18 protein-coding genes are annotated in these 23,721 nt (G+C 68.2%); 11 read left to right on the top strand and 7 right to left on the bottom strand.

The window, feature by feature from the left end:
- Nucleotides 1-143: 143 nt before the first annotated feature.
- The 6 genes from AUL32_RS25535 (at nt 144) to AUL32_RS02120 (ending at nt 9,885) form a co-directional block, all read left to right on the top strand.
- A complete protein-coding gene (locus AUL32_RS25535) occupies nt 144-764 on the top strand; it encodes a biliverdin-producing heme oxygenase (protein WP_061974503.1) in 621 nt (206 codons plus the stop codon).
- On the top strand, nt 761-3,355 hold the full coding sequence (locus AUL32_RS02140) for an HWE histidine kinase domain-containing protein (RefSeq protein ID WP_062111351.1): 2,595 nt from the start codon (nt 761-763) through the stop codon (nt 3,353-3,355). The genes AUL32_RS25535 and AUL32_RS02140 overlap by 4 nt, the downstream gene beginning before the upstream one ends.
- Nucleotides 3,356-3,478: 123 nt before the next feature.
- Nucleotides 3,479-4,957, top strand: coding sequence for a glucose-6-phosphate dehydrogenase (zwf, locus tag AUL32_RS02135; protein ID WP_061974499.1), 1,479 nt, complete (start codon nt 3,479-3,481; stop codon nt 4,955-4,957).
- A gap of 8 nt (nt 4,958-4,965) precedes the next feature.
- Nucleotides 4,966-5,667, top strand: coding sequence for a 6-phosphogluconolactonase (gene pgl / locus AUL32_RS02130; RefSeq protein WP_062111349.1), 702 nt, complete (start codon nt 4,966-4,968; stop codon nt 5,665-5,667).
- A 93-nt stretch (nt 5,668-5,760) separates the two neighbouring features.
- Nucleotides 5,761-7,578, top strand: a complete 1,818-nt coding sequence (gene edd / locus AUL32_RS02125) for a phosphogluconate dehydratase (RefSeq protein WP_062111347.1) — start codon at nt 5,761-5,763, stop codon at nt 7,576-7,578.
- 282 nt (nt 7,579-7,860) lie between these two features.
- A complete protein-coding gene (locus AUL32_RS02120) occupies nt 7,861-9,885 on the top strand; it encodes a polysaccharide biosynthesis protein (protein WP_062111472.1) in 2,025 nt (674 codons plus the stop codon).
- 30 nt (nt 9,886-9,915) lie between these two features.
- Here the strand turns inward: AUL32_RS02120 and AUL32_RS02115 are convergent, their stop codons facing one another.
- The 6 genes from AUL32_RS02115 to AUL32_RS02090 form a co-directional block, all read right to left on the bottom strand.
- Nucleotides 9,916-11,022, bottom strand: a complete 1,107-nt coding sequence (locus AUL32_RS02115; protein ID WP_062111345.1) for an ABC transporter ATP-binding protein — start codon at nt 11,020-11,022, stop codon at nt 9,916-9,918.
- A gap of 34 nt (nt 11,023-11,056) precedes the next feature.
- A complete protein-coding gene (locus tag AUL32_RS02110; protein WP_061974491.1) occupies nt 11,057-11,899 on the bottom strand; it encodes a carbohydrate ABC transporter permease in 843 nt (280 codons plus the stop codon).
- Complete coding sequence (locus tag AUL32_RS02105) at nt 11,896-12,894, bottom strand: carbohydrate ABC transporter permease (protein ID WP_062111343.1); 999 nt, start codon at nt 12,892-12,894, stop codon at nt 11,896-11,898. Before AUL32_RS02105 ends, AUL32_RS02110 begins: the two co-directional genes overlap by 4 nt.
- A gap of 151 nt (nt 12,895-13,045) precedes the next feature.
- A complete protein-coding gene (locus AUL32_RS02100; protein ID WP_062111341.1) occupies nt 13,046-14,311 on the bottom strand; it encodes an ABC transporter substrate-binding protein in 1,266 nt (421 codons plus the stop codon).
- Between the two features lie 184 nt (nt 14,312-14,495).
- Entirely contained in the window at nt 14,496-16,550 is a 2,055-nt protein-coding gene (locus AUL32_RS02095) for a GumC family protein (protein WP_062111339.1), read from the bottom strand.
- 97 nt (nt 16,551-16,647) lie between these two features.
- Complete coding sequence (locus AUL32_RS02090; RefSeq protein ID WP_062111337.1) at nt 16,648-17,652, bottom strand: endo-1,4-beta-xylanase; 1,005 nt, start codon at nt 17,650-17,652, stop codon at nt 16,648-16,650.
- Between the two features lie 229 nt (nt 17,653-17,881).
- Between AUL32_RS02090 and AUL32_RS02085 the strand changes: the two genes are divergently transcribed.
- Nucleotides 17,882-19,204 (top strand): lipopolysaccharide biosynthesis protein, encoded by a 1,323-nt coding sequence (locus AUL32_RS02085; protein ID WP_061974481.1) that lies wholly within the window; start codon nt 17,882-17,884, stop codon nt 19,202-19,204.
- Between the two features lie 20 nt (nt 19,205-19,224).
- On the opposite strand, the gene AUL32_RS02080 is transcribed toward AUL32_RS02085, so the two are convergent.
- Nucleotides 19,225-20,109: a DUF6492 family protein gene (locus AUL32_RS02080; protein WP_062111335.1), complete on the bottom strand. Its 885-nt coding sequence runs from the start codon at nt 20,107-20,109 to the stop codon at nt 19,225-19,227.
- Nucleotides 20,110-20,261: 152 nt separating this feature from the next.
- Between AUL32_RS02080 and AUL32_RS02075 the strand changes: the two genes are divergently transcribed.
- From AUL32_RS02075 to AUL32_RS02060, 4 genes are all read left to right on the top strand, one after another.
- Nucleotides 20,262-21,257: a glycosyltransferase family 2 protein gene (locus tag AUL32_RS02075; RefSeq protein WP_062111333.1), complete on the top strand. Its 996-nt coding sequence runs from the start codon at nt 20,262-20,264 to the stop codon at nt 21,255-21,257.
- Between the two features lie 91 nt (nt 21,258-21,348).
- A complete protein-coding gene (locus AUL32_RS02070) occupies nt 21,349-21,801 on the top strand; it encodes a DUF2948 family protein (RefSeq protein WP_061974475.1) in 453 nt (150 codons plus the stop codon).
- 50 nt (nt 21,802-21,851) lie between these two features.
- Nucleotides 21,852-23,147 (top strand): histidinol dehydrogenase, encoded by a 1,296-nt coding sequence (gene hisD / locus AUL32_RS02065; RefSeq protein WP_062111331.1) that lies wholly within the window; start codon nt 21,852-21,854, stop codon nt 23,145-23,147.
- 8 nt (nt 23,148-23,155) lie between these two features.
- Entirely contained in the window at nt 23,156-23,623 is a 468-nt protein-coding gene (locus AUL32_RS02060) for a UPF0262 family protein (protein ID WP_061974471.1), read from the top strand.
- Nucleotides 23,624-23,721 lie beyond the last annotated feature (98 nt).

Here is a 23,721-nt window from a genome sequence, read left to right as displayed (position 1 = left end):
CCGTCGGTTCGCCCGTTCCACTTAGACGGTCCATGGAGACCGTTTGACAACGCGGCCGGATCGGCTTGCAGGCGTTGATCCGCCGCCGAATTGTCAAATCGTCTCCCAGGCGGCCCATGCTGCCCGACCATCGAGGACCGTTCTTGCCCCGCGAAGCCACCAGTTCCTCCGGCCAGCCGGAACCGGCGACCACCCCCCGGCTTCGCGACAGGCTGCGCTTGGAAACCCGCGCCGAGCACGAGGCGCTGGACGCCGGCTTCGACGGCATGTTGGCGCCGGGCGCGGAGGCTCTTTATGCCTGCTTCCTCCTGACCAACCGCGCCGGCCACGAGGCGGTCGAACCCCTCCTGCGGCAGAGCCCGCTGGCGCGGTCCAACCCGGCGGCCTGGGAGCCGGGCGGCCGCCTTGCGGCGCTGGCGGCCGACTGCCGCGATCTGGCGCTGCCCCGTTTCGCCGCGCCGGCGCGCTTGCCGCTTTCGCCCTCCCTTCCCGAGGCGCTGGGCGCGGCCTATGTTCTGGAAGGCTCGCGGCTGGGAGCGGCCTTTCTTCTCAAGGCCTTGCGCCGCAGCCCCGGCTCTCGCCTGCCGGTGCGCTATCTCCTGGCTTCGAGCGATCCCGAGCCGTTTCGCCGGCTGCTGGCCGTGATGAGCGCGGCCGGTCTTTCGGAGCGGGAAGCCGATCGGGCCGTTGCGGCGGCCAACCAGACGTTTCGCACCTTTCGCGCCCTGGCCGAGGGTGCCCGGATCAGGATGACGTTCTCTTGACGAATTTTCCCGCTTCGAGAGATCACGACGTCGATCTGACCAATTGCGACCGCGAGCCCATCCAGTTTCTCGGCCGCATCCAGGATTTCGGCTTCCTGGTCGCGGCCTCGATGGACTGGCTGATCGAGCGCGTGTCCGCCAACATCGCCGATTTCACGCCGCACGACGCGGACGCCCTCTTGGGCGAGCCGCTGCTCTTCCTGTTCCCGGAAAGCTCCGTCCACGCCATTCGAGGCCGGTTGCAGATCCTTTCCTCCAGCGATGGAGTGGAGCGGCTCTTCGGCTTCGACCTGTTCGGCGACGGGCGCCCCTTCGACGTTGCCATCCATGTGATCGGCTCGACGCTGGTGGTGGAGGCCGAGCCCGCCGCGCGCGCCGCCGGCATCAACCCCGGCGCGCTCATCAAGAGCATGATCTCGCGCGTCCAGCGCACGGACGGGCTCGACGGGCTCTACCGCGAATGCGTGCGCCAGCTGCGCGGCATCACCGGCTTCGACCGCGTTATGCTCTATCGCTTCGCCTCCAGCGGCGCCGGCGCCGTGGTGGCCGAATCCGTGCGCGGCGGCCTCGGCTCGTTCCTGGGGCTGAACTATCCCGCCGCCGACATTCCCGCCCAGGCCCGGCGCCTCTACGTCCAGAACCAGATCCGCATCATCGCCGATGTCGGCGCCGTGCCGATCCCCGTCCTGCCCGAGCTCGATCCGCACGGGCGCCCGCTCGACCTGTCGCTATCGGTGCTGCGCAGCGTGTCGCCGATCCATATCGAATATCTTTCCAACATGGGCGTCTCGGCATCCATGTCGATTTCGATCGTGATCGACGGCAAGCTCTGGGGCCTGTTCGCGCTCCATCACTACGCGCCGCGCCACCTGACCATGGAAATCCGCAGCGCGACCGAGCTCTTCGGGCAGATGGTCTCGCTCATCATCGAGGGCCGCCTCTACAAGGAGGCCAAGCGGGTGGACGAGGCGACGCGCGAGCAGCACGACCGCTTCGTTTCCAAGCTCGTCGCCGCCTCACCCTCGGTCGAGGCCGTGGCCGATTTTGCCGAGGAGCTGCGCGAGATCATCCCCTGCGACGGGTTCGCGGTCTGGGCCAAGGGCCAGGAGCGCACGCACGGCGTCGGCCTGTCGCGCGAGGAGCTGCAGTCGCTCGCCCGCTTCCTGAATCGGGCCGGCTCCAGCCGGGTCTACGCCACGGACGAGCTGTCGGCCCATCACGCGCCGGCCGCCGACTATAGCGACCGCGTGGCCGGCGTGCTCGCCATTCCCATCTCGCGCTCGCCGCGCGACTACATCCTCTTCTTCCGCCGCGAGATCGTGCAGACCGTCACCTGGGCGGGCGATCCCAAGACCAAGGAGCGGATGATCGGGCCCAACGGCGCCCGGCTGACGCCGCGCAAGAGCTTCGAGGCCTGGAAGGAGACCGTGCTCGGCAAGTCCCTTCCCTGGACCGAGAGCGAGGTGAAGGCCGGCGAATCGCTACGCGTTTCGATCCTGGAAGTGCTCTTGCGCTTCAACGAGGAAAGCGAGCGCCAGCAGATGCTCGCCGCCCAGCGCCAGGAGCTCTTGATCGCCGAGCTGAACCACCGGGTGCGCAACATCCTCAGCCTGATTCGCGCGCTCGTGGTGCAGTCCAAGCCCAGCGCGCGGGACGTGGACGGTTTCGCTCGGATCATCGGCGGGCGTATCCAGGCCCTGGCGCGCGCGCACGACCAGATCACCAGCGAGCAGTTTTCCTCCACCTCGCTGCAGGACATCATACGCACCGAGGTGCTGGCCTATATCGGCTCCAAGCAGGACCGGGTGCATCTCGACGGGCCGCCGATCTGCGTGGAGGCCGCGGCCTTCTCCACGCTCGCACTCGTGTTCCACGAGCTGGTGACGAACTCGGCGAAATACGGCGCGCTGTCGGATTCCTCGGGCAGCGTCAGCGTCGTCTGGCGGTTGGACGAGGACGGAAGCTGCGGCATCGACTGGACCGAAAGCGGCGGACCGCCGGTCACCGCGCCGACGCGCCGGGGCTTCGGCTCCACCATCATCGAGCGCTCGATCCCGCACGATCTGGGCGGCGAGGCGCGGCTGGACTTCCGACTGGGCGGGCTTCGCGCCCATTTCCGGCTGCCGGCGCAGGTCTTCCACATCCAGACCGTCGCCCCCCTTCCCGCGACCGCGCTGCCGAAGGAAACAGAGACCATGTCGCGCCCGGCCGGCCCCGAAATCCTGAACGGCCTTCGCGCCCTCATTCTCGAAGACAACATGATCATCTCGCTCGACGCCGAGCAGCTTCTGATCGACCAGGGCGTGCGCGAGGTGCATCTGGCGGCCAGCGTTTCGGAGGCGCGCAAGCTTCTGGAAAGCCAAGCGGTGGACGTTGCGCTCCTCGACGTCAATCTGGGCAGCGAGACGAGTTTCTCGCTCGTGCCCGACTTGCGGCGCCGCGACATTCCCTTCGTCTTCGTGACCGGCTATGGCGAAAAGATCGAACTGCCCGAGGACGCGGCCGGTGCCGGCGCGATCAAGAAGCCGTTCGATGCGCAGGAACTGGTGAAGGCCCTCGCCCGGGCCGTCGCCGGAGCACGAAACGGGTAAGCCGTCCGCCGCGTCCCCGCCGCCTCCCGGGTGGGGCAGGCGTCGGCTTCCCATATTTAATCGATTAGATTATAGCCAGCCCCAGGCCCGACCGGCGGGGCGCTATCAGGAGATGTTGACCTCGTGTCCAGCCAGATCATCCCCGTAGAGATCTTCGATTACATCGTTTTCGGCGGAAACGGCGATCTCGCGGAGCGCAAACTGCTGCCCGCTCTTTATCATCGCGATCGCGACGGCCAGATCCCCGCCGGCGCGCGCATCATCGGCGCCTCCCGCACCGCCCTGTCGGACGAAGCCTATCGCGCCTTCGCGCAGAAGGCGCTGGAATCCTTCGTCGCCGCCGAGGACCGCCACCCGACCGCGATGGAGCGCTTCCTGGCGCGCCTGCACTACCGGCAGGTGGACGCAAAGGGCGACGGCGGCTGGGCCGAGTTGAAGGCGCTTCTGGACGAGGCGGGCGACAACCGCATCCGCGCCTTCTACATGGCCGTCAGCCCCTCGCTGTTTGCCGACATCGCCTCGCACATTAACACGCAAGGGCTCGCCAACGACCGCACCCGCCTCGTGGTGGAGAAGCCGGTCGGGCGCGATCTCGAATCTGCCATGCAGCTGAACGCGCTGATCGGCGAGCATTTCCGCGAAGATCAGGTCTTCCGCATCGACCACTATCTCGGCAAGGAAACCGTGCAGAACCTCATGGCTCTGCGCTTTGCCAACATGCTCTACGAACCGCTGTGGAACTCGGCCTTCGTGGACCACGTGCAGATCACGGTCGCCGAGAGCGTCGGCCTGGAAGGGCGCGCGGGCTACTACAACACCGCCGGCGCGCTGCGCGACATGGTGCAGAACCATATCCTCCAGCTCGTCTGCCTCGTGGCGCTGGAGCCGCCCTCGGCCATGGACGCCGACGCGCTGCGCGACGAGAAGCTGAAGATCCTGCGCTCGCTCAAGCGCATCGACGACAGCAATATCGAGCACGTCACCGTGCGCGGCCAGTATCGCGCGGGCGCCTCCAACGGCGGCGCGGTGAAGGGCTATCTCGACGATCTCGGCGAGCCGACGAGCGACACCGAGACCTTCGTCGCCATCAAGGCCGAGATCAACAATTGGCGCTGGTCGGGCGTGCCCTTCTACATCCGCACGGGCAAGCGCCTGTCGGAGCGCATGAGCGAGATCGTCGTCACCTTCCGACCCATTCCGCACTCGATCTTCGAGGGCTCGGCCGGGCACGTCCAGCAGAACCAGCTGGTCATGCGCCTGCAGCCCGACGAGGGCGTGAAGCAGTGGCTGATGATCAAGGACCCCGGTCCGGGCGGCATGCGCCTGCGCCACGTGCCGCTCGACATGACCTTCGCCGAATCCTTCCACGTGCGCAATCCCGACGCGTACGAGCGCCTTCTGATGGACGTGATCCGGGGCAACCAGACCCTGTTCATGCGCCGCGACGAGGTGCAGGCCGCCTGGGAATGGGTCGACCCCATCCTCAAGGCCTGGGAAAACCGAGGCATGAAGCCGCAAGGCTACACGTCCGGCACCTGGGGTCCCTCCTCCTCCATCGCGCTGATCGAGCGCGACGGGCGCACCTGGCACGAGCCGGATTGAGAGCGGCGATGACGATCAAGCGGCACGACTACGAAACCCGCGAGGCGCTGGCCGAGGCACTGGCCGCCGGCATCGCGGCGGTTCTGGCCGGCGGCGTCGCCACGCAGGGCTCGGCGGTTCTCGCCGTGTCCGGCGGCTCGACTCCCAAGCTCCTGTTCCGCCACCTGTCGGAGGCGGAGATCGACTGGGCGAAGGTCACGGTGATCCTGGTGGACGAGCGCTGGGTTCCCGAGACCTCCGATCGCTCCAACGCCCGGTTGGTGCGCGAGAACCTTCTGCGCGGCCGCGCGGCCGAGGCGCATCTGGAGCCCTTCTATATCGAGGGGCTGGATGCGCTGGAGGCCGTGGGCGAACTCTCCGCTCGCTTCGGCGGATTGCCGCACCCGTTCGACGCGGTGATCCTCGGCATGGGAACGGACGGCCACACGGCCTCCTTCTTCCCCGGCGGCTCCAGGCTTTCGACCGCGATCGACCCCGCCTATCCCGAGGCAGTGATCGCGATGGAAGCGCCCGGCGCGGGCGAGCCGCGCGTCACGCTCACGCTCAAGCGTCTTGCGGAGGCGCGCTTCCTGGCGCTTCATATCGAGGGCGAGGACAAGCGCGAGGTCCTGGAGCGCGCGCTGGGCGAAGGCCCGGCGGAGGACATGCCCGTGCGCGCCGTGCTGCGGGCGCCGCGTGAGGAACCGCTGCAGGTCTTCTGGGCACCCTGAAAGACTCCCCATGCCCGGCGCGCGCGAAGTGCCGGGCCGAACGACCGGGCGGGCGGCGAGAGCCCGCCACCCCCAAGCCAACGAGGTGACGCCATGGCCGCCATTGCCCGCATCGAGGAGATCACCGATCGCATCCGCGAGCGTTCGGCGCCGACGCGCGAGCCCTACCTCGCCCGCATCCAGGCCAAGGGCGAGGCCGGCCCGCGCCGCACCCGCCTCCATTGCGGCAATCTCGCCCATGGCTTCGCGGCCTGCGGGCCGACCGATAAGGCGCGCCTGACCGGGGGCGAGACGCTCAACCTCGGCATCATCACCTCCTACAACGACATGCTCTCGGCCCATCAGCCGTTCGAGACCTATCCCGAGATGATCCGCCAGACGGCGCGCGACATGGGCGCGACGGCGCAGGTCGCTGGCGGCGTGCCGGCCATGTGCGATGGCGTCACGCAGGGGCAGACGGGCATGGAGCTCTCGCTCTTCTCGCGCGATGTCATCGCCATGGCGACGGCGGTCGGCCTCAGCCATGACATGTTCGACGCCGCCGTCTATCTCGGCGTCTGCGACAAGATCGTGCCGGGCCTCGCCATCGCGGCGCTGACCTTCGGCCATCTGCCGGCCGTGTTCATTCCGGCCGGCCCCATGACCACGGGCCTGCCCAACGACGAGAAGACGCGCATCCGCCAGCTCTATGCCGAGGGCAAGGTCGGGCGCGACGCGCTGCTGGAGGCCGAGTCCAAGTCCTATCACGGGCCGGGCACGTGTACCTTCTACGGCACGGCCAATTCCAACCAGATGCTGATGGAGATCATGGGCCTTCACACGCCCGGCTCCTCCTTCGTCAACCCCGGCACGCCGCTGCGCGACGCGCTGACCCGCGAGGCGACGCGCCGCGCCCTGTCGATCACCGCGCTCGGCAACGAGTACACGCCGGCCGGGCTGGTGGTGGACGAGCGCGCCGTGGTGAACGGCGTCATCGGCCTTCATGCGACGGGCGGCTCCACCAACCACACGATGCATCTCGTCGCGATCGCGGCGGCGGCCGGCATCCAGCTGACCTGGACGGACATTTCGGAACTCTCCGACCTCACCCCGCTGCTCGCCCGCGTCTATCCCAACGGCTCGGCCGACGTGAACCATTTCCAGGCGGCGGGCGGCATGGGCTTCCTGATCCGCGAACTTCTGCAGCACGGCCTCCTGCACGACGACGTGCGCACCGCCTGGGGTACGCCGCTTTCTGGGTACACGGTCGAGGCGCGTCTGGGCGAGGACGGCCAGTCCGTGCTTCGCGTGCCCGCCCCCGCACTCAGCGGCGATCCCAAGGTCCTGACCACGCCCGAACAGCCCTTCGCCAGCAATGGCGGCCTGAAGATGCTGGACGGCAACATGGGCAAGGCGGTGATCAAAGTGTCCGCCGTGAAGCCGGAGCGCCGCATCGTCGAGGCGCCGGCCCGCGTGTTCCACGATCAGGACGACCTGCAGCGGGCCTTCAAGGCCGGCGAACTGACGGGCGACTTCGTCGCCGTGGTCCGCTTCCAGGGGCCGAAGTCGAATGGCATGCCCGAGCTTCACAAGCTCACGCCCTCGCTCGGCGTCCTTCAGGATCGCGGGCAGAAGGTTGCGCTCGTCACCGACGGGCGCATGTCCGGCGCCTCGGGCAAGATCCCGGCCGCCATCCACGTCACGCCCGAGGCGGCCGAGGGCGGCACCATCGGCAAGATCCGCGACGGCGACATGATCCGCCTCGACGGCGAGACGGGCCGGCTCGAAATTCTGGTGGACGCCGCCGAGCTCGACGCGCGCAGCCTTGCCGAGGCCGATCTCTCGGCCAACGAATTCGGCTTGGGGCGCGAGCTCTTCGCCGTGTTCCGCCGCGCCGTGGGCCCGGCCGATCGAGGCGCCAGCGTCTTCTAACGAAGCCAAGTTGCAACGCCCGCCGGATTTCCCCTTTCCGGCGGGATCGGCTAGACCGGACGCGACAGCGGGACGCTGCCCCCTCATAGGGCGGCGGATCGCTGAAGGTCCGGGTCGCGCCTTGCGGCGCGCGCGGGCGACCGGGCATCGGCGCGGCGACCGGCGCGGTCCCGAACCGATGCGAAAGCAGCGATCGACAGCAGCAGGGCGGGACAGATCCCCGCCCCACTGATGTCGGCGAGACGAGGCCGTTCGCCCCGTTTCGAAGAAGGATTGGCCATCATGTCGCGTTCGTCCCGCATCAAGCTTCCGCGCGGCTCGCTCCGCTCGTTCGGCATCGTGCATGACGTTTTGGTCGCCGCGCTGGCGATCAGCCTGTCGCTGGCGCTGGCCTTCGATTCCTACGCGCTGACCCATTCCTGGCAGCTTTGGGCGATGATCGGCGGCTTCACCGCGCTCTCGGCCGCCATGTTCCCCCTGTTTTCGCTGAACAGCGGCGCCTGGCGCTACGCCTCTCTGCTCGACGTCGTGTCGATCGTGAAGGCGGCAACGGCGGTGAACGTCGTCTTCCTGATCGCCAATTTCATCCTGTTCCGGGGCGAGTATTTTCCGCGCTCGGCCTTCATCATGACCTGGTTCATCATGATCGTGGGCCTCGGCGGCCCGCGCCTCGCCTACCGCCTCTACAAGGAGCGCGGCCTGTCGGAGCGCTTCTTCGAGACGGGCGCGGTGCTTCAGCGCCCGCAGCACATCCTGCTCTACGGCTTTTCCGACAATGCCGATCTCTTCATCCGCAACGCGCGCCGCTCGCACAACAGCCCGCATATCGTCGGGCTGCTCGATCCGCTCGCCAAGAACCGCCGCCGCCAGTTGCACGGGCTGCGGGTTCTCGGCGCGCTGGCGGACCTGCCCGAGATCGTGCAGCAGGCCGAGCATGGCGCGACGCCCATCACGCAGCTGATCGTCACCCAGACCAACATTTCGCCGGCCGACCTGTCGCGCGTGGTGGAATCGGCCGCACCCTTCCAGATCGCGGTGAAGCGCCTACCGGACATTTCGCGCGCCGGTGGCGTGGATGCCGACAAGCCGATCGAAGCTCTGCCCGTCTCGCTGGAGGATCTTCTCGGCCGCAACGAGGTGGAACTCGACACGGCCGAGGTCGCCCGCCTCATTCGCGGCCGCTGCATCGCGGTAACCGGCGCGGGCGGCTCGATCGGCTCCGAGCTCGTCAACCAGATCGCCGCCTTCGAACCGGGGCGGATGATCCTGGTGGACGCCAACGAGTTCAATCTCTACGCGATCGGCAAGCGCATGGAGGTCAGCCATCCCGGCGTCGAGGTGGTAGAGCGCATCGTCGACGTGCGTCAGGCCGAACGGATCGCCCGCCTCTTCGACCAATGGCGGCCGGACGTGATCTTCCATGCCGCGGCGCTCAAGCATGTGCCGATCGTCGAGGACAATCCGCTCGAAGGCATCGAGACCAATCTTCTGGGCTCGCGCAACGTGGCGAACGCCGCGCTCGGCTGCGGCGCGACGGCCTTCGTCATGGTCTCCACCGACAAGGCGGTGAACCCGACCAATGTCATGGGCGCCACCAAGCGCGCCGCCGAGGCCTACTGTCAGGCGCTGGACCTTGCCGGCTCGGGCACGCGCTTCATGACGGTTCGCTTCGGCAACGTGATGGGCTCGGCGGGCTCGGTGATCCCGCTGTTCCAGGCGCAGCTGGCGCGCGGCGGGCCGCTGACCGTGACCCATCCCGACATCACCCGCTTCTTCATGACGATCCCCGAGGCCTCGCGCCTCATCCTCCACGCCGCCGGCCATGGCCTGGGCGCGCATGCGGCGGAAGGGCAGATTTTCGTTCTCGACATGGGCGAGCCGATCCGCATCGCGGAACTGGCCGAACGGCTGATCCAGCTTGCGGGCTTGCGCCCGCATGTCGACATCGCGGTCCGCTACACCGGCCTGCGCAAGGGCGAGAAGCTTTACGAGGAGCTGTTCGGCGAAGGCGAGACGCGCGAGAAGACCGGCCGCGCCGGGCTCCTGATCGCCCGCTCGCGCGTGTCCGATCTCGACCTGCTGCGCCGACGCTTCGCGGAAGCGGAAGCGGCCGTGCGGGCAGGCGACGCGGACGCGGCCATCGCCGTGCTGCGAGCGATCGTACCGGAGTTCACGCCGCTGCGCGACGGAGGCTTGACGCTGATTGAGGGCGCAAACGTGCCGCGCCTTGCCGCTCCGACGGACGCCGAAGAGGCGAAAGCCGTCGAGCGGCAGGCGGACGAAACCGAGACGGCGTCGGCGCCCTGAGGCGCCGCCTGGGCCAATGCTCTCGCGCTCTCAGGCCGCGAGGCGACGCGCCGTGCGAACGGCGCGTCCGTCCTCCCCGAACAGGCGGATCTTGTCGGCCTCCGCCTTGAGGCGGATCGCGGCTCCGCGATCGAGATGCACCGCGCCCGGCAGCTTGGCGACGATCGGCTCCGCCGCGCCCACGTCGACATAGACCAGCGTCACCTCGCCCAGCGGCTCGACCAGCGTCACCGTGCCCGAAAGCAGCGCGTTCGCCTCGTCGGTCAGCGCGAGGTCTTCGGGCCGCACGCCCAGATGCCCCTTCCCGCCTTGAAGCGACGATCCGGCGAGGCCCGGCAGGGCCACGGACTGACCCGAGCCGATGCGGGCGCGAATGGCGTCCCCCGTCGGCTCCAGTGTGGCGGGCAGGATGTTCATGGCCGGTGAGCCGATGAACTGGGCGACGAAGAGATTGTCGGGATCGGCATAAAGCTTCAGCGGCGCGCCGACCTGCTCCACATGGCCCTTGTTCAGCACCACGATCCGGTCCGCCAGCGTCATGGCCTCGACCTGGTCGTGCGTGACGTAGATCATGGTCGTGCCGTGCATCTTCTCGTGCAGGCGGGCGATCTCGATTCGGGTCTGAACGCGCAGGGCGGCGTCGAGATTGGACAGCGGCTCGTCGAACAGGAAGACCTTCGGGTTGCGCGTGATCGCCCGGCCGATCGCCACGCGCTGGCGCTGGCCGCCCGACAGGGCCTTGGGCAGGCGGTCGAGATAGGGCTCGATCTGCAGGATCTTCGCCGCCTCGCGCACGCGCTTGTCGATCTCGGCCTTGGAGCCGTTCTTCTCCAAGGTCAGGCCGAAGGCCATGTTGTCGTAGACCGTCATGTGCGGATAGAGGGCGTAGCTCTGGAACACCATGGCGATGCCGCGCTCCTTGGGCGTCGCCTCGTTGACCACGCGCCCGTCGATCTCCAGCGTGCCGGCGGAAATGTCCTCCAGCCCCGCGATGACGCGCAGGAGCGTGGACTTGCCGCAGCCCGAAGGGCCGACGAAGACCACAAACTCGCCCGGGCGGATGTCGAGATCGATGCCGTGCAGCACCTCGACCGCGCCATAGCGCTTCTTGACCTTGGTGAGCTTCACTCCCGCCATGGGGTATTTCCTTTCGAGAACGAGGCTTGGGGCTTCATCCCTTCACGCCGCCTGCCGTGAGGCCGGAGATGATCTTGCGCTGGAACACCAGCACCAGGACGATCAGCGGAACGGTGACGACCACGGAGGCCGCCATGATCGTGCCCCAAGGCGTTTCCTGCTCCGAGGCGCCGGACAGAAGCGCGATGGCGACGGGCACGGTGCGCGTGTCGTTGTTGGAGACGAAGGTGAGCGCGAAGAGGAACTCGTTCCAGGCGGCGATGAAGGCGAGAAGCCCGGTGGTGACAAGCGCCGGCCACATCAGCGGCAGGAAGACGCGGCGAACGATGGTGAAGGGGGAGGCGCCATCGACGATCGCCGCCTCCTCGATCTCGATCGGCAGATCGCGCATGAAGGTGGTCAGCACCCAGACCGTGAAAGGCAGCGTGAAGATCATGTAGGCGAAGATCAGCGCGAAGAGCGTGTTGTAGAGGCCCATCGCGCGGATCATCTCGAACAGACCGGCCAGCACCGCGATCTGCGGAAACATCGACACAGCGAGGATGGTCAGGAGCAGCAGCCCCCGCCCGCGGAAGGGCACGCGCGACAGCGCATAGGCCGCCGTCACCGCCAGGAACAGCGAGATCACGACGACCGACACAGCCACGATCAGCGAGTTCAGGACGTTTCGCAGGAAGGTCGCCGTCGACAGGACGCCTTCGTAGTTGATGAGCGTGACGGCGCGCGGGAGATAGTCGATGCGGAAGAGATCGGTGCCCGTCTTCAGGCTGGTCAGGATGGCGTAGTAGAAGGGAAAGACCGAGAAGAGGACGATCGCCACCACCAGCGCGTAGAAGCCGGTGCGCCCGGCGACGGCCTTGAGGGAACGGGCGCTCATGTCCGGTTTCCTTCCAGATTGAGGCGGGCGGTCTTGATGTAGAGCAGCGTGATCATCGCGATCACGAGGAAGAGTAGCGTCGAGGCGGCCGAGCCTTGGGCGAAATTGTCGAACTGGAAGAGATTTTCCTGGGCGTAGACGCTCATGGTCTTGGTCTGCGAATTGTTGGGCGTCAGCACGTAGATGAGGTCGAAGACGCGCAGCGCGTCGAGCGCGCGGAAGATGACGGCGACGAGGATCGCCGGCCGGATCAGCGGCAGCGTCACCTTGAAGAAGACCTTCACCGGGTTCACCCCGTCGATCTTGGCCGCCTCGTAGACATCGCCCGGCACCATCTGGAGGCCGGCGAGGATGAGCAGCGCCATGAAGGGCGTCGTCTTCCAGACGTCGACGATGATGACCGCGATCATCGCCGTGTCGGGCGAGGCGGTCCAGGCGATGGGGGAGGAGATGAGGCCGACGCTCACCAGCATGTCGTTGAGAATGCCGAACTGGTCGTTCATCATCCAGGCCCACATCTTGGCCGAGACGATGGTCGGGATCGCCCAGGGGATGAGAACCGCCGCGCGCACGAAGGCGCGGCCGGGGAAGTTGGCGTTCAGCACCAGCGCGAAGATGAGGCCGAGCACCGTCTCGATCGACACGGATATCAGCGTGTAGCGCACCGTGTTCCACACGGCCTGCCACCAGATCGGGTCGACCAGAAGGCCGAAGGCTTCGCCCTCCCCGCCGCCATAGTCCACCCATTCGTAGTAGTTGCGAAAGCCGATGAAGTTCGCGCCCTGGAGATCGCCGAGCCGCGCGTCTGTGAGCGAGAAGCGGATTGTCTGGAGCAGCGGCCAGGCCGCAACCAGCGCCAGCACCACCAGCATCGGCGTCAGGAAGAGCCAAGCCGCGCGGCGGCGCTGCGAGGACAGGGCCGAGCGCCCGGCCGGGGCCGCTTCGGCCTCGAAGGCCTTCTCGGTCGGTGGTGCGCCTGTGTGTGCTTCGGTCATCGCGAAAGCGCCTCGCTAGGACAAGGATCAGTCGAGGCGGGCGAGAATGCGGCCCGCCGACGAAAGGCCTGGGAACGAGAAGCTTAGGAGCGCCGCTCCCGCTCCGCCCGAGGGCGGCAGCGTCAGGCGCCCCCAAGCCCTGGCGAAAGGCCTACCAGGCGTTGCGCTTGAGGCGGCGCAGCTGGCGCTCCAGATCCTGAAGATTCGAGGCGGCATCGCCCTGGCCGGCCAGCGTCTTGTTCACCGCCGTCCAGAACTGCTGCGACACTTCGTTGTACTTGGCCTTGGTCGGCGCGGAAGGGCGCGGCGTCGCGTTCTCGAACACGGTCTTCCACTTGGCGACGAGCGGCTGCTTCTCCTTGATCTCCGGATCGTCGTAGAGCGCCGGGATGGTCGGCAGGCGGGCGGTGCCCAGGGCGCGCTGCTTCTGCGACTCGGCGGAGGTGAGGAATTTCACCAGCTCGATCGCCGCCTCCTGATGTTGCGAATATTGGGAAACGGCGAGGTTCCATCCGCCGAGGCAGGCGGCCGAGCTGCCGCCCTCGCCCGCCGGCAGCGGAACGGCATCGAACTTGCCCTTGACGGGCGAGTCCGCCGCCTCGCTGAGCGGATAGGCATAGGGCCAGTTGCGCATGAAGACGGCGTTGCCGGTCTGCCAGACGCCGCGCGATTCCTCTTCCATGTAACCGAGGACGCCCTGCGGGGCGATCGTGCCGACCCAGGACTTGGCCTGGTCCAGCGCGGCCACGGCCTTGGGATTGTTGACCGTGATGTCGCCCTCGGGCGAGACGATCTGGCCACCGCCATTGGAGGCGATCCATTCCAGCGCGTCGCAGGTCAGCCCCTCGTAGGCCGCGCCCTGGAACACGAAGCCGGTGAGCTGCGTGTTGCCGGCCGCCCGCTCGCCGTCGAGCACGGCCTTGGCGGTTTCGCCGAGTTCCTTCCAGGTCTTGGGCGGCTGGCGGCCGTATTTCTCCAGAAGATCCTTGCGATAGTAGAGCGCGGGCGCGTCGCCGAAGAGCGGCATGGCGACGAGCTTGCCGTCCACGGTCTGCGACTGGATCACGGCCGGAAGATGCTGGCCCACCACGTCCTTCATCGCATCGGTGAGGTCCATCAGGCCGGAGGCGAGCTGCGGCGCCCAGATGACGTCGGTTCGGTAGACATCGACATCCTTGTTGCCGGCCGACAGCCAGAGGCGGTATTGGCCGAACTGGTCGGTGGTCGAGGCCGGCATGGTGACGATGCGAACGGTGTGGCCGCTGGCCTTCTGGAAGGCGTCGAGCTGGCCCCGCATTTCCTCCACGTCCTTGCCGACGGAGCCGAGCGCAATCGTGAGGTCGGCCGCCGTCGCGGGAACCGCCAGAAGCGAAATGCCCATCGCGAACGCGCCGGCCCATGCAGCCAAAGAAGCCATCCGTTCCTCCCCTCTCGCGGCGAGGCCTCCGAACGGGATCGGCCGACCTGCCTGTTGTGCCCGCCTCCCCGACGGGTCGTATCCTTTTCGAAAGTTAGCACGCCAAACACGCCGGGGAAGAGACCCACGGCGTGTTCTTTAACGCGCAGTTGAAAATAGGCGGGGATATTGCGCTCAGATTGTATCAGGCGGAGGGGTGAAGCAGCAGGCTTCGCCGCTGCCGCGCGGCCGCGAGCGTCAGGCTGATGCGCTCGCGCACCGCCTCGGCCGAGGCCGGATTTTCCGCCGGCTCGGGGTCGGGCTGCGGCTCGGCCGCCGCGTGTGCCGGGTCCGTTTCGGCTTCCATCTGGCGCACGGGGCGCGCGCCGGAGCGACGAAGGCCGATGGCGCGAATGCGCTCGCGCAACTCGGCGCGGCGGCGGTCGAGATCGCCGTCGTTCTCGTCGAACTCCGCCGTTTCGTCCGCCTCGTCCCAATCCGGCAAAGGCTCTTCATGCTCGCTTGCCGTGCCGAACGACTGTCCGGATTCGGCGACGGAGGGCGTCTCAGTCTCGGCGGCTATGGCCGAGCGCTCCGCCGGCTCGCTGGCCGAGCCGCGCAAGGACCAGTGGGACGAAGGCACCGCCGCGGTCGCGGCGTCCGGTTCAGCGACCTCGGCCAGCGCTTCGGCCTTGGCGTCTGCCCGGGCCGCGCGGTCGGCCGCGCGCAGCCGCTCGGCCGGCGTCAGGGGCGCGTCCTCGATAGACGTGTCGTCCCAGCGGTCCCGCGCCACGCGGCGGGACGACGGCACGCCGCCCCGTAGCACCGAGACCATGGTGGCGAGGGCCGCGAGCGCGAGCCCGGCGCCGAAGCCGGCAATGCCGCCCGCCCCCACCACGACCTTGCGAGACAGGCTGGAAGGCTGGAGCGGAACCGTTGCGTCGGAGATCACGCGGACATTGGACGTGTTCAGGCTTTCCTGTTCGCTCGTCTGGCGGGTGCGCAGGAGATAGGCCTCGTAGACCGCGCGAGAGGCGTCGACCTCGCGCTCCAGCTCGCGCAGGCGAACGAAGGAGCCGCTGGTCTCGATCTGGCGCGAGCGCAGCGTGTCGATCTGCTGCGACAGGTCGGCTTCCGTTTCGCGGGCGCGGGCGAGCTCAGTCTGCGCGGAGGCGACGATGCGGCCGAGTTCGGTCTGGATGGCCCGGCGGGCCGTGGCCACCGCCTCGTCTGCGCCGATGCGCTGAGGATGGCGGGGCCCAAGGCGGGTCGAGAGAACCGCCGCGCTCTGGCTCGCGTCCGTATAGGTCTGGCGCAGGCGCTGCAGCGTTTCGGAGTTCAGCCCCTCGGGAAAGGAGCCTTCCACCACGTCGTTGACGCTGGCCTTGCGCAGAGACTGGGCGCGGACGTCCAGCGCGGTGATCTGGGCGCGCACGTCGGCCAGTTGGCTGTTGACGCGGGTGATGTAGTCGTCGTCGATCAGTCGGCCGCCGACGCCCACCAGCCGATTGTCGGCCTTGTAGCTTTCCACCGCGTCTTCCGCGTTGACGACGCGCTGGCGCAGCTCGGCAAGGCGCGAGGACAGAGCGGTGGTGGCGCGGCGCGCCAGTTCCGACTGGGCGCGGCCCTGTTCGGCGATGAAGGTTTCGGTCAGGAGATTGGCGAGGCGCGGGGCCTTCTCCGGGTCTTCCGAGGTGACCGAAACGTTGATGACGAAGCTGTTGGCGTTGCGCGCCGCCTTCACATGCTCGGCGAGGTTGGAGATCGTCAGAAGCTGACGGTCGCGCACCACGGCGCCGGTGTCGGAGGAGAACAGCGCGCTGAGCACGCTGCCGATGCCGGAGATCAGGCTGGTGCGGGTGCCGTTGAACTCGGGGTCGGCGGCGAGGCCCGCCTTGGAGACGACCTGTTCCAGCACCGTGTTGGAGGTCATCACCGCGATCTGGCTTTCCACCAGCGCGAGTGTCGCGTCCGTGCTCATGCCGGTCGGCGCCACGGTGACGTCGTTCTGCACGATGTTGAGATCGCGCGGGTCGAGCACGATCTGAGCGATGCCGGTGTAGCGTTTGGGTGTGGAATAGGCGTAGGCGCCGGCAAGACCGAGGCCTAGAAGCGTGGTGAGCACGAGAAGGCCGCGCCGGTCCCAGATGCCGCCCGCGATCACGGCGGGGTCGAACAGCGACGCCCGCTCCTGCGCCTGCCGGCGGGAGTTCGTCTCGGAGCCGTCGGCACGCTCCGCGCTGCTGTCGGAATGAAACATCCGGGATGTGCCCGTTCGGTTCGAAGTTTGGTCAATCAACCTTCACTGAAGATGGAAAACAAATCGTTAACATCTCTTTCGCCGCCTGGCCCAGCCCTCAACCGCCGAGCGCGAGCCTGTGGCGTAGTGTCGCATACCAGACCTTGGGGCGTAGCGCGGTGTCGAAGGGCAAAGGCCGGTTGGGCCGCCCGTCCGTGCGCGGCATGGCGTCGGGAACCCAGGTGTAGCGGTCGCTGATCCCCCAGGTGATGACGGCATAGGGCCGCTGGCCGGCGAACAGCCCGTCGAGAAAGTCGCTCACGACGATCTCGGCCGCGTGGTCGATCGCGTCCTCGTCGCCGCGCACCTGGAAGTCGATCACGTCCAGCTCGCTCGCCAGAAGCCCGACGCCCAGCGCCTTGAGGTCCCGTCCGAAGCGGGCGAGCGCCTCGCGGTCGACCTTGATATGGCTGTAGAGATGAGCCTGGAGCCCCACCATGTCGACGCGCAGCCCCTCGTCCTGCAGGGCGCGCACGAGCTTCAGAATTTCGGCGCGGCGGGCGTCGTAGCGCGGGCCTTCGAACTCCAGATCATATTCGTTGATGACGAGACGCGCCTCCGGGTCGGCGCGCATGGCTGTGCGAAAGGCCAGCGGAACATGCCGGTTGCCCAGCCGCCGCTGCCAGAACGTGTCGCGCATCGGCCCGCCGCGCTCGCGCGGATCGTGCGCGATCACTTCGTTCACCACGTCCCAGCTGCCCAGGCGGCCCCGGTAATGCGCGGCGGTGCGTTCGATATGCTCCACTAGCACGGCCTCCGCATCGGCGGGGTCGCGGATCGCCTCCAGCCAGGGTGGGTTGGTGGACCACCAGACGAAGGCATGGCCGCGCGACAGCATGCCCCGCTCGCGCGCCCAGTTCACCATCCGATCGGCCGGCTCGAACAGGAATTCCGGCCGCGTCGGGCGAAGCAGGCCGAACTTCAGCTCGTTGGACGGCATGAGGAGATCGCATTCGCGCTCGATCAGCGCGCGGTAGTCGGCGTCGGCTTCGAACTGGTCGACCTGCACCGCCGCGCCGAAGGGCACGCGCGGCGTCAGCGCGGCAGCCGGCGAGGATCTCACCGCCGCCGTCCCCAGAAGCGCCGCGCCCGTGGCCAGGAGCGAACGACGCGTTAAGCCCGCCCGGCTAGACTTCGCCGCCGGAAGAGGATTCGAAGGAGAGAGCGCGCGGGAGGACGGGGGTCCCCCACCCACCGGCGCGGCGTCTTCGCCTCCATCCGGGACGCGAGGGCAGAAGGGAAATCGGTCGGTCTCTTCTGTCACGTCGGAAACGGCCTTTTGGAGATTTGCCATGCGCCCGATTCGAAGCCTCGTTCGGCTCGGCCAAGCCAATCTTCACCTTCTGCGCGACTATGCCAAGCTCATCGGCGGATCGGCCGGACGGCTCGTTCTCTCGCTCGCCTATTTCACGGCGGTCGCCAATGCGCTGAGCGTGGAGGGCTTCGGCCTGTTCGCCACGGCCTCGGCCACGGGCATCGTCCTGTCGCGCATCGCGGGGCTCGGCTTCGTTTCGCCGCTCTACCGCGCCGCCACGCGCAAGCCGCATCTCGTGGGCACCTACACCGCCGGCTATCTCGTCGCGCTGGTTCTCTCGCTGCCGCTCGTCGTGCTGGCCGCGCTCGGCTTCTTCGCGCTGGTCTTTGCCGGCGACATGGCGCTTCTTCCCTTCGCCCTCGTGGTCGCGGCCGAGGTCCTCGGCTGGCGCTCGCTGGAGATCGTCTGCATCGTCAACAACGGCATGGGCCAATTCGGGCGCGCCTCGCTGCTCGTGGTGCTTGGCTCGGCGGTCAAGGCGCTGGCGGCGCTCGCCTTCGCCCATGCCGGCATCGGCTCAGGCGATCTCCTGTCGTGGAGCGTCTTCTATCTCGCCGCCAATATGGGCTCGGCCCTCCTCGGCATCGCCCTGTTCTATCCGCGCCAGCGGCTGCGGCTTCGCCCCGCGCTTTATCTCAAGCGCCTGTCCGACAGCCTCGCCGTCGCGGGCGCCGACATCCTGTTCTATCTTCAGTCGGAACTCGACAAGCTTCTGGTTCTCTCGCTGGGCGGGCCGGCGGTGGCGGGCGTCTACGCCATGCTGATGCGCCTCATAGACCTGACGGCGCTGCCAGTGCGCTCCTTCAACATGATGATCGTCCAAAAGCTGATCCGCAGCCCCGGCTTTCTCCAGTCCTGGCGCCGGCGCTGGCTGACGGAGGGCGGCATCGCGCTGGTCTCGGTCGCCGGCATGGCGGCGCTCGGCTTCGTGCTGACGGTTTCGCCCACCCTTCTCGGGCGCAATGTCGCGGACGCCGCGCCCCTCGTGCTTCTCGTTCTTCTCGTGCCGGCCTTCCGCAATCTCGTGGAATATCAGAGCGAGCTGCTCTACGCGCACGGCCGCACCGGGATGCGCGCCGCGATCCTGGCGCTGCTCGGCGGCCTAAAGGCAGGGTTCCTGACGCTGCTGCTCCAGGGCGCGGCGGCAACGCCGGACGGAAACTGGATTCTCGGTCTCAACGGCGTCTTCGCCGCGCTCTGGATCGCCTCTGCCGGCGCCAGCTATGTCGCGCTGGACTGGCGGAGCCGCGGGCCGCAACGGCCGGGGCCTGCCGGCGCGCCCGACATCGCCACGGCTTGAGCCACAGGCGTCTCGACGTCTCAGCCGCCGAGCCCGACCACGCGGCGGATCATGGCCGGATCGGTGCCGGTGAAGGACTGGAGGCCGAGGGCGACCTGCTCGGGCGCCAATTCCTCCAGGAAGCCGCGAAGGCCCGCCGCATCCAGCGGCGGCCCGTCCCAGTAGACCGCGCAAAGCCGTTCGTGGGTCGGCAGGTGCCGCTCCGGGCGCCCTTCCACCTCGTCGGCGAAGCGGCCGTAGATCGTGCATTCCGACAGGGCGCGCGAGCCGGCGAGCGCCATCATGGCCGGGCGATGCGTCGAGGCCCCGATCCGCTCCAGAAGCGCGCGCACCGTGTCGCGCCGCCAGGCGATCAGCGTAGTGATGTAGGTCGGCGCCGGGATCGGCTCGGGCGGCAGGCCGAGCAGCGCCGCCGCACGGCGGGACCAGCGCTCGTGCTCGGGCCGCCGCTCGGGCTCGACCTCAGCCATCCCGCCCGCCCGGCGATAGAAGCGCACGGCCTCCCCGGACCGGAAATGCGAAACGTCGAAGGGCTTCACGAAGACGACGTCCGAATCCAGCGACACCAACACGGCCTCGTCCATCGCCGCGCCCATGGCGATACGGCGGAGTTGCTGCACATGCCAGCCGCGCAAGGGCGGCCCGAAGGGCGAGAGCCAGAGCCGGCGCCCGGCCGCGATCGGATCGTTGATCGGCCGCAGCCAGAAGGGCAGAAGGTCTCGCTCCGACACGACGCGCCGGCGCGGGCCTTCGAAACTCTTGAACAGCGGCAGGTCGGCCGCTTCCACCAGGAGATAGTGGACGGCATGGCCTGTCACGAAGCGGTCCACGCTGTCGCACAGAAGCCGGCAGCGCTCCCAATCGCCTTTGTAGGAGGAGGTGACGAGCGCGATGGAAGGGGGCATCGATCTGTCCGCGCGGGAGGGCCGTGGCTTGCCGGCTGGGCGCCGATCATTCGGGACGATCCTATCGGCTCGGCCTTGCGAATGCATCAATTCGGGTGAAGCGAAACCTTCGGTTTGAAGGATCTTTCATCCCTTTGCGTCAGGCTTGCCCTATGACCCAAGCGCCCCTTCTTTCCGCGCCGCTGCCGCCCGGCGTCCTTCTTGAGGTCGCCTCGCCCGGTCTCGATCAGGGCGTGGAGATCGCGGTCGTGGTGCCGACCTTTCGGCGGCCGGCGCTGGTTCTTCGCACGTTGGCCTCGCTTCGCGCACAGGAGGGCTCAAGCCCCTTCGCGGTAATTCTCGTTGAGAACGATGCGGAAGGCCGGGCGGGCCTCGATGCCGCTCGGCCCCTGTTCGAATCGGGCGCTCTCCCCGGCGCCATCGTGATGGCGCAGGCGCGCGGCAATTGTGCGGCCTATAATGCGGGCTTCGCCGTCGCCGCGCGGCTCTTTCCGCAGTTGCGCATCGCGTTGATCGTGGACGACGACGAGGCGGCCGAGCCCGGCTGGATCGCGGCACATGGCGCGGCGCTGGATCGGCTGGGCGTCGACATCACCGGCGGCCCGCAGATTCCGGTCTTCGAGGACGAGAGCAAGCGGGCGCTGGCCGCCCATCCCGTTTTCCGCGCGCCGTTCGAGGCGAGCGGGCCGATCGGGGTTCTCGTCTCCTCCGGCAATGTCGCGATCCGCGCCGATGTCCTGAGGCGCATGGGCGAGCCGCTGTTCGACACGCGATTCGATTTCACCGGCGGGGGCGATGCCGACCTCTTCTCGCGCTGCCGCGAGGCCGGCTTTCGGTTCGGCTGGTGCCGGGAGGCCGCCGTGCACGAGATCGTGCCCGCGCGGCGCACGCAATTCTCTTGGATCAACGCGCGGGCGCTGCGCAACGGTGCGCTCTCCACCCTGGTGCAGCGGGGGCGCGACGGGCGGGCGCGCACGCTGGCCAAGAGCCTTGCCCTGGCGCTCGCCGCCCCGCCGCGCTCGGTTATTGCCGCGCTTCGCTCGCGCTCGGCTCTGATCGGGCTTTACCATCTGCAGATCGCGATCGGCCGCCTGCAGGGCGAGTTCGGGCGCGTCGGCGAGCAATATCGCAAGCCCGAAAGCAATTAGGCCGGGAAAATCACTGAGAGCCGTCGCACTTTGCCATGGGATGCCCTAGCTGCGCTGGAGCATGACAGGGCGGCGAGGAGCAGCGGGCAGGATGGACCTTCTTCGATTGATGGCGCTCGACGCGGCCGATCTCGACATCGTGTCGGCCCATGTGCAGGACGCCGTGATTCGCGTCGCCGACCTCGCCTTTTCGCCCGAGCGCGGGCAGTTCACCGTACCGATCAATCGTTTCGTCTGGGAAAACACCCCGCCGCGCCAGGGCTTCTTTCGCCGCCGGGGCGAATACGAGCGCCGCCGCAGCGTCCTGCATTTCGACCGGGTGCTCGGCGTCCGGCGTAGCGGATTCCGGCAGAGCGACGACGATGCCGTGCTGGCGCTGCTCGCGCTGCGCTGGAGCGCGGGCGAGGAGCCGTCCGGCACGATCGACCTTGTGTTCGCGGGCGGTGCCGCGATAAGGCTCGACGTCGAATGTATCGAAGCGCAGCTGACCGATCTCGGCGCCGCCTGGAGCACCCCGTCGCGGCCCGACCACGACAGGGGCTGAGGGTCCGAGCGCCGAGAGATCGCCCGCCGCGCCGAGGGAGAGTGCCTGACGTGCCGCAGCGGCTTCATATCGACCAACCCGATTTTGAGACGCGGTTTCGCGCGCTGCTGGCCGCCAAGCGAGAAGCCTCGGTGGATGTCGAAACGGCCGTGCGCGCCATTATCGACGACGTGCGGGCGCGCGGCGACGCGGCGCTGATCGAGCTGACCGCCCGCTACGACGAGCTGACGCTGACGCCCGAGACGCTGCGCGTTCCCGAAGCCGAGATCGAGGCGGCGCTGGAGGCGACCCCGCGCCCCACGCGCGAGGCGCTGGAGCTCGCCCATCGGCGCATCGAAAGCCACCATGCCCGGCAGATGCCGAAGGACGACCGCTACACCGATTCGATCGGAGCCGAACTCGGCTCGCGCTGGACGGCGGTGGAATCGGTCGGCCTCTACGTGCCCGGCGGCGCGGCGAGCTATCCCTCCTCCGTTCTGATGAACGCTGTTCCCGCCAAGGTCGCGGGCGTCCGGCGCATCGCCATGGTCGTGCCGGCCATGCGCGGCGCCCTGAACCCGCTGGTGCTGGCCGCCGCGCGCATTGCCGGCGTGTCCGAGATCTACCGCGTCGGCGGGGCGCAGGCCGTCGCCGCGCTCGCCTATGGCACGCAGACCATCCCGCCGGTGGCCAAGATCGTCGGGCCCGGCAACGCCTATGTCGCGAGCGCCAAGCGGCAGGTCTTCGGCACGGTCGGCATCGACATGATCGCCGGTCCCTCGGAAGTGCTGGTGATCGCCGACGGCGCCAACGACCCGGACTGGCTGGCAGCCGACCTCCTGGCTCAGGCCGAGCACGACCGCGCCGCGCAATCCATCCTTCTCACCGACAGCGAAGAGCTTGCGCAAGCCGTGGAAGCGGCGGTGGAGCGCCAGCTCGCCACGCTTTCGCGGGCTGAGACGGCACGGGCGAGCTGGGCCGAGTTCGGCGCAGTGATCGTGGTGCGCGATCTCCTGCGTGACGCGCCGGCGCTTGCCGACCGGATCGCCGCGGAACATCTGGAAATCGCGACCGACGATCCCGACGCGCTGTTTGCCGAAATCCGAAATGCCGGCGCCGTCTTCCTCGGCCGGCACACGCCGGAAGTGATCGGCGACTATGTCGGCGGCTCCAACCACGTGCTGCCGACCGCGCGCTCGGCGCGCTTCTCCTCCGGCCTGTCGGTTCTGGACTTCGTCAAGCGCACCTCGATCCTGAAACTGTCGGCCGAAGCGCTGCGCGAGCTCGGCCCGGCGGCGATCGAACTGGCCCGCGTCGAGGGGCTCGACGCGCATGGCCGATCCGTCGCCATCCGGCTCAATCTCTAGAGGACCCCATGGAGCGCGGACGCCTCGTTTCAGTCGACCTCGACGATTCGATCGGGCGCGCCGCGCCCGATGTGGAGCATGATCGCGCCGTCGCGATCGTCGATCTCATCGAAGAGAACCTCTTCGAGCCCATGGGTTTCGAGGGCGGGCGGTTCCGGCTGAAGCTGGCGCTGGCCGACCGGCGCCTCGTGTTCGACATCGCGGACGAGGGACAGGCTCCGCTCGCCGTTCACATCCTCTCGCTTACCCCCTTCCGCCGCGTCATTCGGGACTATTTCCTCATCTGCGACAGTTATTACGAGGCGATCCGCACCGCGACGCCTTCGCAGATCGAGGCCATCGACATGGGTCGGCGCGGCATACACAATGACGGTTCGGACCTTCTGCGCGAGCGCCTGAAGGGCAAGATCGAACTGGACAAGGACACGGCGCGACGCCTGTTCACGCTGATCTGCGTCCTCCACCGGCGCGCTTGACGGGAGGAGAGCGGGTTGGCCACACGCATCGACCTTTTCGGGAGACGGACTGATTGAGCGCCCCCTCCCCTTCCCCCCTGCCCCATTCCATCCTGTTC

The organism is Aureimonas sp. AU40 (assembly GCF_001463785.1).
Classification (GTDB): Bacteria; Pseudomonadota; Alphaproteobacteria; order Rhizobiales; family Rhizobiaceae; genus Aureimonas.
This window is presented reverse-complemented; position numbering and strand designations above follow the sequence as displayed.

What these genes read in the sequence shown, in the direction of transcription:
- AUL32_RS02095 (WP_062111339.1), bottom strand. Translation starts at nt 16,550, where the DNA reads ATGTTTCATTCCGACAGCAGCGCGGAGCGTGCCGACGGCTCCGAGACG.
- AUL32_RS02070 (WP_061974475.1), top strand. Translation starts at nt 21,349, where the DNA reads ATGGACCTTCTTCGATTGATGGCGCTCGACGCGGCCGATCTCGACATC.
- AUL32_RS02110 (WP_061974491.1), bottom strand. Translation starts at nt 11,899, where the DNA reads ATGAGCGCCCGTTCCCTCAAGGCCGTCGCCGGGCGCACCGGCTTCTAC.
- AUL32_RS02060 (WP_061974471.1), top strand. Translation starts at nt 23,156, where the DNA reads ATGGAGCGCGGACGCCTCGTTTCAGTCGACCTCGACGATTCGATCGGG.
- AUL32_RS02100 (WP_062111341.1), bottom strand. Translation starts at nt 14,311, where the DNA reads ATGGCTTCTTTGGCTGCATGGGCCGGCGCGTTCGCGATGGGCATTTCG.
- edd (WP_062111347.1), top strand. Translation starts at nt 5,761, where the DNA reads ATGGCCGCCATTGCCCGCATCGAGGAGATCACCGATCGCATCCGCGAG.
- AUL32_RS02085 (WP_061974481.1), top strand. Translation starts at nt 17,882, where the DNA reads ATGCGCCCGATTCGAAGCCTCGTTCGGCTCGGCCAAGCCAATCTTCAC.
- AUL32_RS02120 (WP_062111472.1), top strand. Translation starts at nt 7,861, where the DNA reads ATGTCGCGTTCGTCCCGCATCAAGCTTCCGCGCGGCTCGCTCCGCTCG.
- AUL32_RS02105 (WP_062111343.1), bottom strand. Translation starts at nt 12,894, where the DNA reads ATGACCGAAGCACACACAGGCGCACCACCGACCGAGAAGGCCTTCGAG.
- AUL32_RS02075 (WP_062111333.1), top strand. Translation starts at nt 20,262, where the DNA reads ATGACCCAAGCGCCCCTTCTTTCCGCGCCGCTGCCGCCCGGCGTCCTT.
- pgl (WP_062111349.1), top strand. Translation starts at nt 4,966, where the DNA reads ATGACGATCAAGCGGCACGACTACGAAACCCGCGAGGCGCTGGCCGAG.
- AUL32_RS02115 (WP_062111345.1), bottom strand. Translation starts at nt 11,022, where the DNA reads ATGGCGGGAGTGAAGCTCACCAAGGTCAAGAAGCGCTATGGCGCGGTC.
- AUL32_RS02080 (WP_062111335.1), bottom strand. Translation starts at nt 20,109, where the DNA reads ATGCCCCCTTCCATCGCGCTCGTCACCTCCTCCTACAAAGGCGATTGG.